Annotated in this window: 9 protein-coding genes; 2 read left to right on the top strand and 7 right to left on the bottom strand. The window is 71.7% G+C overall.

From position 1 onward, the window contains the following. Positions 1–69: 69 nt before the first annotated feature. Positions 70–756 (bottom strand): ribulose-phosphate 3-epimerase, encoded by a 687-nt coding sequence (gene rpe / locus ACZ7M7_RS26345; RefSeq protein WP_472120672.1) that lies wholly within the window; start codon positions 754–756, stop codon positions 70–72. 134 nt (positions 757–890) lie between these two features. Between rpe and ACZ7M7_RS26340 the strand changes: the two genes are divergently transcribed. Then, positions 891–3,068 (top strand): MMPL family transporter, encoded by a 2,178-nt coding sequence (locus ACZ7M7_RS26340; protein ID WP_472120670.1) that lies wholly within the window; start codon positions 891–893, stop codon positions 3,066–3,068. A 181-nt stretch (positions 3,069–3,249) separates the two neighbouring features. On the opposite strand, the gene ACZ7M7_RS26335 is transcribed toward ACZ7M7_RS26340, so the two are convergent. Beyond that, a complete protein-coding gene (locus ACZ7M7_RS26335; protein ID WP_472120668.1) occupies positions 3,250–4,665 on the bottom strand; it encodes an RsmB/NOP family class I SAM-dependent RNA methyltransferase in 1,416 nt (471 codons plus the stop codon). Positions 4,666–4,741: 76 nt separating this feature from the next. Further along, complete coding sequence (fmt, locus tag ACZ7M7_RS26330; RefSeq protein ID WP_383607936.1) at positions 4,742–5,674, bottom strand: methionyl-tRNA formyltransferase; 933 nt, start codon at positions 5,672–5,674, stop codon at positions 4,742–4,744. Between the two features lie 315 nt (positions 5,675–5,989). On the opposite strand from fmt, the gene ACZ7M7_RS26325 reads away from it, so the two are divergent. Beyond that, positions 5,990–6,532, top strand: a complete 543-nt coding sequence (locus ACZ7M7_RS26325; protein WP_363041129.1) for a hypothetical protein — start codon at positions 5,990–5,992, stop codon at positions 6,530–6,532. Between the two features lie 149 nt (positions 6,533–6,681). Here the strand turns inward: ACZ7M7_RS26325 and ACZ7M7_RS26320 are convergent, their stop codons facing one another. The 4 genes from ACZ7M7_RS26320 to rpoZ form a co-directional block, all read right to left on the bottom strand. Beyond that, positions 6,682–8,835, bottom strand: a complete 2,154-nt coding sequence (locus tag ACZ7M7_RS26320; RefSeq protein ID WP_472120665.1) for a primosomal protein N' — start codon at positions 8,833–8,835, stop codon at positions 6,682–6,684. 126 nt (positions 8,836–8,961) lie between these two features. Further along, positions 8,962–10,170, bottom strand: coding sequence for a methionine adenosyltransferase (metK, locus tag ACZ7M7_RS26315; RefSeq protein WP_383607932.1), 1,209 nt, complete (start codon positions 10,168–10,170; stop codon positions 8,962–8,964). Between the two features lie 231 nt (positions 10,171–10,401). Beyond that, the gene (gene coaBC / locus ACZ7M7_RS26310) at positions 10,402–11,613 is read right to left on the bottom strand and encodes a bifunctional phosphopantothenoylcysteine decarboxylase/phosphopantothenate--cysteine ligase CoaBC (protein WP_472120662.1); all 1,212 of its coding nucleotides are present in this window, start codon (positions 11,611–11,613) and stop codon (positions 10,402–10,404) included. 108 nt (positions 11,614–11,721) lie between these two features. After that, positions 11,722–11,994 (bottom strand): DNA-directed RNA polymerase subunit omega, encoded by a 273-nt coding sequence (gene rpoZ / locus ACZ7M7_RS26305; RefSeq protein WP_003988945.1) that lies wholly within the window; start codon positions 11,992–11,994, stop codon positions 11,722–11,724. Positions 11,995–12,044: the final 50 nt, after the last annotated feature.

The following is a 12,044-nucleotide window of genomic DNA, read 5'->3' as shown; positions in this document are numbered from 1 at the left end:
TCGCCGTTCATCCTTGCAGATCCGGCGCTCTTGATCCGCCCTGATGGGCGCCGTTCACGTTCCCTTGGCTCAGTGGTCGCATGCCCAGGCCGCCGACTGCGTCACCGCCTCCGCCTGCGCGCGCAGCGCACGGACCGCCGCGGCCGGGTCATCGGCCCCGTACACCGCCGAACCGGCGACGAAGACGTCCGCGCCCGCCTCCGCACACCGCTCGATCGTCGAGGCCGAGACACCGCCGTCGACCTGGAGCCACAGATCGAGGCCGTGCTTGCTGATCAACTCGCGGGTGCGGCGAATCTTCGGAAGCATGATGTCGAGAAACGCCTGACCACCGAAGCCCGGCTCGACCGTCATGATCAGCAGCATGTCGAGCTCGGGGAGCAGATCCTCATACGGCTCGATCGGCGTCGCGGGCCTGAGCGCCATGGAGGCACGGGCGCCCTTGGCCCGGATCTCCCGGGCGAGCCGTACCGGTGCCGCGGCGGCCTCGACATGGAAGGTGACGGAGGAGGCCCCCGCTTCGACGTACTGGGGCGCCCACCGATCGGGGGCCTCGATCATCAGATGGCAGTCCAGCGGAGTGTCCGTCGCGCGGGCCAGGGACTCTACGACCGGCACGCCGAGCGTGAGGTTCGGGACGAAATGGTTGTCCATGACGTCGACGTGGAGGTAGTCGGCTCCCTCGACCGCCTTTGCCTCGTCCGCGAGGCGGGCGAAGTCGGCGGACAGGATGCTGGGGTTGATCTGCGCGGCCATGACCCAAGACTGCCATGCCGGAGCACGAATGTTCGCGCCAGTACAGACCTAAGACGTTCATCGGATGTTGTGTCCGGTTCGCGCATGCCATGCTGGGCGGCCGACCGGCTCCACGGAGAGCTGCGGGGGTGGCCATGACTCAGACCCAGGAGAAGGGGCAGTCCCCTTCGGGACAGCGGGGCGTCGCCCATCTGGTCTGCGGGCGACGCGCCAAGTGGGTGGTGCTCGTTCTGTGGCTGGCGGTGCTGTTCCTGACAGCACCGTTCGCGCAGAAGCTGACCGACGCGCAGGACAACGACGCTGCCTCCTGGCTGCCCGGGTCCGCCGAATCCACCCAAGTCCTGGAGATCTCCGAGGACTTCAGGCCGGAGCAGATCCCGGCGGTCGTCATCTATGCCCGCGACGGCGGCCTGACGGCACAGGACCGTGCGGCGATCACCGAGGACGTGGCGCAGCTCAAGCAGCTCACCGACCACGGCATCCGCGGCGCCGAGACCCGGGGCCCGGTCTTCGACCGCGAGCTGGACCCGCGCGCGGCCCAGGTCCAGGTCCCGATCACGATGGACGAGAAGGGCTGGGAGCGCATCGCACCCGCCGTGGACTCCATCAAGGACGTCGTCGGGGAGGGCGGCGGCGGGCTGTCGGTGCACATCACGGGCCCGGGCGGCACTTCCGCGGACTTCTCCGAGGCCTTCGAGGGCATCGACTCCACGCTGCTGTTCTCGGCGATGGTGGTCGTCATCGTCATGCTCCTGCTCACCTACCGCAGTCCCACCCTGCTCCTGGTCCCTCTCATCGCCGTGATCGTCGCCCTGTTCACCGCGCAGGCCCTGATCTATCTCCTGGCGGAACACGCGGGCCTGACCGTCAACGGGCAGAGCGCGGGCATCCTCACGGTCCTGGTGTTCGGCGCGGGCACGGACTACGCACTCCTGCTCGTCGCCCGCTACCGGGAGGAACTGCGCCGTCACGAGGACCGCCACGAGGCGATGGCCCTTGCCCTGCACCGCGCCGGCCCGGCGGTGATCGCGTCCGGTGCGACCGTCGTGCTGAGCATGCTGGTGCTGCTGGCGGCGGAGATGAACTCCACGAGAGGCCTCGGCCCGGTGGCCGCGATCGGCGTGGCGGTGGCCCTGCTCGCGATGATGTCCCTGTTCCCCGCGCTCCTGGTGATCTTCGGCCGCTGGATCTTCTGGCCGGTGATCCCGCACCTGGGCACCGAGAACCCGGACAAGCGGGGCATCTGGGCCCGCATGGGCCGCCGTATCGCCCATCGCCCGCGCATGGTCTGGGTCGTCACGGGGATCGCCCTCGCGGTCTGCTCCCTCGGCCTGATCCAACTGCGCGCCGAGGGGCTGAGCAACGCCGACGCATTCACCGACAAGCCGGACTCGATCACCGGCCAGGAGATCTCGGCGCGCTACTTCCCGGCCGGCAGCGGCGACCCGCTGGTCATCGTCAGCAACCAGGCCCAGGCCGTGGAGGTGGGCCGCGCGGTGGCGGAGACACAGGGCGTCGTCCCGACCTCACTGGGCCTGCCACCAGGCACAAAACCGTCGTTCGAAGGCAAGGTCCTCTTCGAAGCGACGATGACCGCTCCCGCCGACAGCGAGGCCGCGAAACAGACCGTCGAGCGGGTCCGCGACGCCGTCCACGCGGTGCCGGACGCCGACGCCCAAGTGGGCGGCGGTACGGCGGCCCTCCTGGACATGGACAAGGCGACGACGCACGACAACATCCTGATCATCCCGCTGGTCCTGCTGGTCGTGCTCCTGATCCTCTGTGCCCTGCTGCGCGCCCTGATCGCCCCGCTCCTGCTGATCGGCACGGTGATCCTGTCCTTCGCGGCAGCCCTGGGCCTCAGCGCGCTCACCTTCCGCCACATCTTCGACTACGCCGGGGAGTCGACCGACTTCCCGCTGTTCGTCTTCGTCTTCCTGGTGGCGCTCGGCATCGACTACAACATCTTCCTCACCACCCGCATCCGCGAGGAGGCAACCCACCAGGGCACCCGCCCCGGCGTGATCACCGGCCTCGCCGCCACAGGCGCCGTCATCACCTCGGCCGGCCTGGTCCTCGCCGGCACATTCGCAGCCCTGGGCACCCTCCCCATGGTCGCCTTCGCCGAAATCGGCTTCGCGGTGGCCCTGGGCGTACTCCTGGACACCTTCATCGTCCGCTCGGTCCTGGTGACGTCCCTGTTCCTGGACGTCGGCCCCAAGGTGTGGTGGCCACACCGCCTGGCACGTGAGGACGGGGGCGCTCCGGCGGTACGGGAGCCGGAGGAAGGCGTGGCGGGGAGGGGCCGCTGAGCGGGGGGTGCGTACAGCGGCCCCTTGCAACGCCGGTCCTGGTAATTCAGCCCGTCCGGCGTTTGAGGACGAGGCCGTTCAGGCCGACAGCGGGGGTCTGGGGGCGGCAGGCCCCAGGGATCGGGGTGGAAGGGACAGAGCCCCTTCAAGGACGGGAAGGGTCAGGGGCGGCGGGGACGCATCACACCCGCCGAATCAGCGCCAGATACATCGCATCGGTCCCATGCACATGAGGCCACAACTGCACATCAGGCCCCTCCCCCAACTCCGGCACCCCCGGCAGCAAGGGCCGCGCATCGACCAGTTCGCCCCCGCCCCCGTGCTTCAGCACGTCGTCCACGACAGCCCGAGTCTCGGCAAGATGCGGCGAACACGTGGCGTACCCGACGACACCCCCCACCCGCACGGAGTCCAACGCCGCCCGCAGCAACCCCCGCTGCAGCGGCGCAAACCCCTCCAGGTCCTCCACCCGTCGCCGCCACCGAGCCTCCGGCCGCCGCCGCAACGCCCCCAGCCCCGTACACGGCACATCCACCAGCACCCGGTCGAAGCTCCCCGCCCGCCAGGCCGGCCGCGTCCCATCGGCGGCGATGACCTGATACGGCCCAGGATTCCCGGCAAGCGCCTTGGCCACGAGCCCGGCGCGATGCGGCTGCTTCTCGGAGGCCAGCAGCGTGGCCCCTCGCTCGGCGGCCAACGCCCCGAGCAGCGCCGCCTTGCCCCCGGGCCCGGCACACCCGTCGAGCCACTTCTCGTCGGGCCCTTCCAACGGCGCGTTGGCCAGGGCAAGCGCAACGAGCTGAGATCCCTCGTCCTGCACCCCCGCCCGGCCTTCCCGCACGGCCTCGATGGCCCCCGGCTCCCCGCCCTCGGCCAGCCGCACGGCATAGGGCGACCAACGCCCCGGCACCGCGGCCTCCTCACCGAGGAGTTCCTCGGTCGTGGCCCGCCCCGGCCGCGCGACAAGCGTCACCTCGGGCCGCTCGTTGTCGGCCTCCAGCAACCGCTCGATCCCGGCCCGCCCGCCACCGAGCGAGTCCCACAGCGCCGAGACGACCCACCGCGGATGCGAGTGCACGACGGCGAGGTGTTCCTCGGGATCGTCGTCGTACGGCGGCGCGACCCGCTGGATCCACCCGTCGAGGTCGTCCTGCGCGACCTTCCGCAGGACGGCGTTCACGAACTTCGCGCGCCCGTCACCGAGGACGACCCGGGCGAGCTCGACGGACGCCGACACGGCCGCATGCGTGGGAATCCGCGTCCCCAGCAGCTGATGCACGCCCAGGCTGAGCACATCGAGCACGGGCGGGTCGACCTCGCGCAGCGGCCGGTCCACACAGGCGGCGATCACGGCGTCGTACGTCCCCTGCCGCCGCAGCGTCCCGTACACCAGCTCGGTCGCGAGCGCGGCGTCCCGCCCGTCGAAGTCGCCCTGCTCGCGCGCCTTGCGCAGCAGCGGCGGCAGTACGAGGTTGGCGTACGCGTCCCGCTCGTCCACGGCGCGCAGTGCCTCGAAGGCGAGGACGCGGACGGGGTCTTTCTTGGGCCGTCGGTAGGGCTTGCCGGGTTTGCGGGGCCGACGGGAGGTGTCGCTCACGAAAAAGGTGCTCCGGATTGCTGGATGAGATGTACCGACCAGCCTACGTCGCACCGCCGGCCCGGCGTAGGGCCGGTTACGCCCCGACGCTCTCCCCGTCCCCGATCCGCACGCCCCGCGCCCAGTCCGCGGCCCGCATCGGCTTCTTGCCCTGAGCCTGCACCCACAGCAGCTCGACGGCGTACGACCCGGTCCCGACGTACACGTTGTTCTTGCCGACGGAGAGCGCACCGGGCGCGAGATCGTCCCGCCCGGGCACCGGCTGCACCTGGATGAGCTTGAGCCGCTCGCCGCGGAAGGTGGTCCAGGCACCCGGCGCGGGAGTGCACCCGCGCACGACGCGGTCGACGCGCAGGGAGGGAGCGGCCCAGTCGATGTGGGCGTCCTCGACGTTGACCTTGGGAGCGAGGGTGACCCCGTCGGCAGGCTGCGGTACGGCCTTCAGCGTGCCGTCCTCGATCCCGTCCATGGTCGCCGCGAGCAGCCCGGAGCCCGCGAAGGCCAGCCGGGTCAGCAGGTCGCCGCTGGTGTCGGTGGTCCGGATCTCCTCGGTCACGGTGCCGTAGACCGGCCCGGAGTCGAGCCCCTCCTCGATCAGGAAGGTGGAGGCCCCGGTGATCTCGTCGCCGGCCATGATGGAGTGCTGCACCGGCGCGGCCCCGCGCCAGGCCGGCAGCAGCGAGAAGTGCAGGTTGACCCAGCCGTGGGCCGGGATGTCGAGGGCGACGCGCGGCAGCAGGGCGCCGTAGGCGACGACGGGGCAGCAGTCGGGTGCGATCTCCCGGAGCCGCTCCAGGAACTCGGGGTCGCGCGGCTTGACGGGCTTGAGCACCTCGATGCCCGCCTCCTCGGCCCGCTCGGCCACCGGGCTCGCCACCATCCTGCGTCCCCGACCGGCGTGCGCGTCGGGCCGCGTCACGACGGCGGCCACCTCGTGCCGCCCGGAGGCGATCAGAGCGTCCAGAGCGGGAACGGCGACCTCGGGGGTACCGGCGAAGACAAGCTTCATGGGTGGGCACGGGCCTCTCGGACGAGGTTGGTTGGGGCAACACACAAGTCTATGTGCGGGTGCGAGGAGGGCTCACGTCGGCGGCACCACGAAGGAATTCACCACGGCCGGGAGGGACGGGCAGGCACCCAGGGCCGGAGGTCCGGACATCGAGGCGCGTACCCCCACCCAGGGGCGTAGGCATATGCCCATACGCCCCCACTGCGTGACCCGCGGACCGCTCCCGCGTTGGTCAAGAAAGAGTTGACCACAACGGGCCGCACCCGCCGTATCCGCGGCCCCTTCCTTTTCAACGCCGGTTCGAGAGGCTTGTTCATGGCCGACCACGCAACCCACGACGCCCAGGCTCGGGCCAGCCTGCACTTGCTGGTGCGGGACATCGAGCGGGTCCGCCGGCAGGTGGACGCACTGCGCACGCTCACCGCCCAACTGGGCAACGTCTACCGCCCGCGCCGCTCCGGCCCCTCCACGGGCTTCGTCGTCTACGGACGCGCCCCCGCCCCGACGGTCCGTCTCGCCCAGGAGCTGCGGGACAGCGTCGAAACCCTGGTCACGGCAGCCGTGGACTTCGACCGCTCACTCGGCTTCTCGTGGGACGCGGTGGGTTCCGCCCTCGGCGTCACCAAGCAGGCGGTCCACCGACGCTACGGCGCGCGCCGCGCCGCCACCCAGGCGGCGGCCGAGGCCGAGCGGACGACCGAGCCGGCGGGCAGCCGGACGGTGAATGTCACCACCGCTCTCCCCCCGGTGCCGACGGTTCCCGCGGCCCGTTCCATGCCGACGCAGCCGACGGCAGGCAGCCCCGGCCTGCGCGACGAGGCCAGGCCCACGGTGTTCCCCGGCCCTCGCAACGGCTGACACCGCGGCTGCCCCCACCTCGCTCTGCCCTCCCGATGCGCACTAGGGAGGGCAGAGGCATTCCTGCCCAGCCTGACCAAGCCCTGCACGGCACCGCTAAGCACCAGGCAGCACCAGGCAGCACCAGGCAGCACCAGGCAGCACCAACGTCACCCGATATCAGGCGGATCGATCCGCACCCGCACCGCAATCTCCCCAGCCCCGCGCGCCATCCGCGCCGCCTGCGCGGCCTTCAGCGCGGACGCCAACGCCGCCCCGCTTCCCGGCGGAACCCGGATCAGCACCCGGTCCCAGTGCTCCCCGGGCGGGGGACCCCCTACGCGCCGCGGGCGCCCAACCGCGGTGACGGGCACCGGCACGGGACCCAACACCTCGGCCTCCGGCGGCAGTTCGGCGGTCCGGAGGAACTCGGCCACCGCCTCTCCCGGCCCGGCCACGGAGGCCATCCGGGACACCGGCGGAAACCCCAGCTCGGCCCGCTCGCCGAGTTCCCGCACCGCATGCCCGACGGGGTCCCACCGCACCAGTGCCTGCACGGGCCGCAGCGTGGGCTCGGCGACCACGACCACGGTCCCCCCGGCGCCCTGCGGCCGTACCAGCGCAGCGGCGGCAACCCACCGCCGCAGTGCGTCCTCCCCCGCCCGCAGATCAGGGCGCCCGAGCATGGCCCAGCCGTCCAGCAGCAGCGCCGCCGCATACCCGCCCTCGGCGACGGGCTCCGCCCCCGGCGTGCTCACGACCAGCGAGGGCGTGCCCGGCACGGTGTCCAGCACATGCTCACGCCCGGAGGTCCGCACCGGCACCGCGGGAAAGGCCCGCCCCAGCTCCTCGGCGGTCCGCCGCGCCCCCACCACCTGAGCCCGCAGCCGGAACGCACCGCACTCCGGACAGTGCCAGGCCCCTTCGTCACGCCCGCACCACCCACACCGCAGCTCGGCCCCGGAGCCCTGCGCCTCCAGCGGCCCGGCGCAGTGCCGGCACCGGGCGGGAGCCCGGCAGTTGGCGCAGGCCATCCGCGGCACGTACCCGCGCCGCGGCACCTGCACGAGGACCGGCCCCTGCCGCAGCCCCTCCCGCACCGCCTGCCAGGCGAGCGTGGGCAGCCGAGCGGCCCGAGCGGCCTCGTCCCGCGCGAGATCCCCGTCCCCCACGGTCCGTACGAGCGGAGCCACGCCCCGCACCTGCTCCCGGGTGGCGACCAGCGGCCGGGCCCAGCCGCTCTCCACGAGCTGGGCGGCCTCGACCGTGCAGCTCCAACTCCCCAGCAGAAAACCGCACTTGTCCTGCGCGGCCCGGAGCAACAGCACTTCACGCGCATGAGGCTGCGGGGCGTGCTGCTCGCTGTGGCTGTCGTCGCCGTCGTCCCAGAGGGCGACCAGCCCGAGGTCCTGCACGGGCGCGAACATGGCGGCCCGCGTCCCCACGACCGCCCTGACGCTCCCGCGCCGCACGGCCAGCCACTCCCGGTACCGCTTCTCGGGCCCGGCATCGGCGGTCAGCACCGCATGCCGGCCCTCGCCCATCAGCGAGGTCAGGGCAGCGTCGACCCGGGCAACAGCTCGCCCGTCCGGCACCACGACGAGCGCCCCGCGCCCGGAGGCGAGCGTCGCCGCGACGGCCCGGGCCAACTCCTCGCTCCACTCGGGGCCGGGCAGAGCGTTCCACACGGCACGCGGCGCGCCCCCGGAGGCCAGGGACTCCAGGAACGCGGCCCCTCGCTCGTACCGCCCCCAGGACCCCGCCTCGGGCCTGTCAGGCGGCGGGAGCGGCTCCGGTGAGGGCCGCTGCTCGGCCCGCGCACTGCGCGGCGGCACGGCCAGCTGCAGCACATCGGCGAGCCCTCCGGCATACCGGTCGGCCACGGCCCGCGCGAGCCCGAGCAGTTCCTCGCTCAGCACCCGCTCAGGCGAGACGACCTGCGCGAGTGCCGCCAGCGGCCCGGAGTAGTCGGACTCGGCAAGCCGCTCGACGAGGAAGCCGTCGATGAGCCCCCCGCCCTCACGCCGCCCCTCACGCACCCGGTGCCGCCCGGCTCCGAACCGCACCCGCACCCGGACCCCGGGCTGCGCGTCGGCGTCCAGCTCCTCCGGCACGGCGTAGTCGAAGTACCGATCGAGATGCAGCACACCCTTGTCGACCAGCACCCGCGCCACGGGCAGTTCCCTGGCCAGCGCGGCCCCTCGCCAGGTCCGCGGCTTGGCCCTCGGGACCTGCGCCTTGCGCACGGTGTCCCGGATGAGCGCGAGCTGCTCGGGCGACGCCCCCTCGGCCCCGCCGTCACCGGTCTCGTTCTCGCTGCTCACGCCTGCATTCCTACCAAACGCCACTGACAACCGCCGGAGCCCGAGTTCCCCCACGAGCGCGGGTACACCGAGGCCCGGCGCCCCACCAGGGACGCCGGGCCTCGAACAAACCCGTGGAGCCGGACCTTACAGACCCACTGCCTTGCGCAGCGCGTCCACCCGGTCCGTCCGCTCCCAGGTGAACTCCGGCAGCTCACGGCCGAAGTGGCCGTAGGCGGCGGTCTGGGCGTAGATCGGGCGGAGCAGGTCCAGGTCGCGGATGATCGCGGCCGGACGCAGGTCGAAGACCGCGTCGATGGCCTTCTCGATCTTCTCGGTCTCGATCTTGGCCGTGCCGAAGGTCTCGACGAAGAGACCGACGGGCTCGGCCTTGCCGATCGCGTACGCCACCTGCACCTCGCAGCGGGAGGCCAGGCCGGCAGCGACCACGTTCTTGGCGACCCAGCGCATCGCGTACGCCGCCGAGCGGTCCACCTTGGACGGGTCCTTGCCGGAGAACGCGCCGCCACCGTGGCGGGCCATGCCGCCGTACGTGTCGATGATGATCTTCCGGCCGGTCAGACCCGCGTCACCCATCGGGCCGCCGATCTCGAAGCGGCCGGTGGGGTTCACCAGAAGGCGGTAGTTCTCGGTGTCGAGCTTGATGCCGTCGTCGAGCAGGGCCTTCAGCTCGGGCTCGACCACGAACTCCCGGATGTCGGGCGCGAGGAGGGAGTCCAGGTCGATGTCGCTCGCGTGCTGCGAGGAGACGACCACGGTGTCCAGACGGACCGCCTTGTCGCCGTCGTACTCGATGGTGACCTGCGTCTTGCCGTCCGGGCGCAGGTAGGGGATCGTGCCGTTCTTGCGGACCTCGGAGAGGCGCTTGGACAGGCGGTGCGCCAGGAAGATGGGCAGCGGCATCAGCGTGGGCGTCTCGTCCGTCGCGTAGCCGAACATCAGGCCCTGGTCGCCGGCGCCCTGGCGGTCCAGCTCGTCCTCGTCGCCCTCGACACGGGACTCGTACGCCGTGTCGACGCCCTGCGCGATGTCCGGCGACTGTGAGCCGATCGAGACCGAGATGCCGCAGGAGGCGCCGTCGAAGCCCTTCTTCGAGGAGTCGTAGCCGATCTCGAGGACCTTGTTGCGGACCAGCGTCGCGATGTCCGCGTACGTCTTGGTCGTGACCTCTCCGGCCACGTGCACCAGGCCGGTCGTGATCAGGGTTTCGACGGCGACCCGGGACGACGGGTCCTCGCGCAGAAGCGCGTCAAGAATGGTGTCGCTGATCTGGTCAGCGATCTTGTCGGGGTGACCCTCGGTCACAGACTCCGAGGTGAACAGGCGACGGGACACAACGCTCCCTGGGGTTGCAGCGGCTGCTGGCTGATCATTGTTGGACGGGACGGGGGCTGCGCCCGGCGTCGTCCGAGGACAGTTTATCTGTCGCGTTCGGCCACGGACCCCCTGTCTCGCCTCTCGGGAGGGCTGTGACCTGCGGCACGGGCATTCTGCCCAATGTCATGTGCCCTTGGCCAGGGGCGCCACACCCGAATCGGGCGCTGGCGGAGGGAAGTCCGCAGCGCATCAACCATGTGTGCCCAACCGGCGCGCCACCAGGTCCCACACGGTTTCGGCCAGGGCTTCCTTGGGCCCGTACGGCACGGGCGTCTCGCTGCCGTCGGCGCCCAGGACGACCGCCTCGTTCTCCTCGGAGCCGAAGGTCTTGCGCTCGCCCACCTCGTTCACCACGAGAAGGTCGCACCCCTTGCGCTCCAGCTTTTTGCGGCCGTTGGCCAGCACGTCGTCCGTCTCGGCGGCGAAGCCGACGATCACCTGGCCGGGGCGGGCGCGGTCGGTCGAGATCTCCGCGAGGATGTCCGGATTCCGCACCAGGACGATCGGGTCCGGCTCGTGGTCGTCCTTCTTCTTGATCTTTCCGGTGGCGTACGACGCAGGACGGAAGTCCGCGACCGCGGCCGCCATCACGACCGTGTCGGCGTCCGCGGACGCCTTGAGGACCGCCTCTCGCAGCTGTACGGCCGTGCCGACCTGGACGACGTCCACGCCCGCCGGGTCGGCCAGCCCGGTGTTGGCGGCGATCAGCGTCACCCGGGCGCCCCGGGCGGCGGCGGTGCGGGCGAGAGCGTAGCCCTGCTTGCCGGAGGAGCGGTTGCCGAGGAAGCGGACCGGGTCGAGGGGCTCGCGGGTACCGCCGGCGCTGACGACGACGTGCCGTCCGGCGAGGTCGGGCTCGGTGACGCCCCGGGCGAGCACCCGGCGGCAGACCTCGAAGATCTCCGCGGGCTCCGGCAGCCGGCCCTTGCCGGTGTCGACGCCGGTGAGGCGGCCGACGGCGGGCTCGATGACGATCGCGCCGCGCCGGCGAAGCGTCGCCACGTTCTCCTGGGTGGCCGCGTGCTCCCACATCTCGGTGTGCATGGCGGGGGCGAAGACCACCGGGCAGCGGGCGGTGAGCAGGGTGTTGGTCAGCAGGTCGTCGGCGAGGCCGTGCGCGGCCTTCGCGAGCGTGTCGGCCGTGGCCGGGGCGACGACCACCAGGTCGGCCTGCTGGCCGATGCGGACGTGCGGGACCTCGTGGACGTCGTCCCAGACCTCGGTCGCGACGGGCTTGCCGGACAGGGCGGACCAGGTGGCGGCGCCGACGAAGTGCAGCGCCGAGGCGGTGGGCACGACCCGGACGTCATGTCCGGACTCGGTGAGTCTGCGCAGCAGCTCGCAGGCCTTGTACGCGGCGATGCCGCCGCTGACCCCCAGAACGACCTTCGGCTTGTCCACCGTCTCTCCCCGGACCTCGGAAAACGTACGACATCCATGACACACCACAGGCCCGGCAGACGCGCTGCCGGGCCTGTGGAAAAGCCTTCTGCAAGCTGCAGATATTACTTACTGCGCCGGGCCCTCGACGGCCTCGGACGTCAGCAGACCCGCGTTGATCTCGCGCAGGGCGATCGACAGCGGCTTCTCGTGGACGTGCGTGTCCACAAGCGGACCGACGTACTCGAGGAGGCCCTCGCCGAGCTGCGAGTAGTACGCGTTGATCTGGCGGGCCCGCTTGGCCGCGTAGATCACGAGGCTGTACTTCGAGTCGGTTGCCTCGAGGAGCTCGTCGATCGGCGGGTTGATGATGCCCTCGGGCGCGGAGATGGAAGAGGACACGCTCTACCTTCCGATGGATGGGAAAGAATCAGTCGATGTGATCACTCAGC

The organism is Streptomyces sp. NPDC111606, assembly GCF_055656945.1.
The sequence above is the reverse complement of the archived record's forward strand: the minus strand, read 5'-3'. Positions and strand labels throughout refer to the sequence as shown.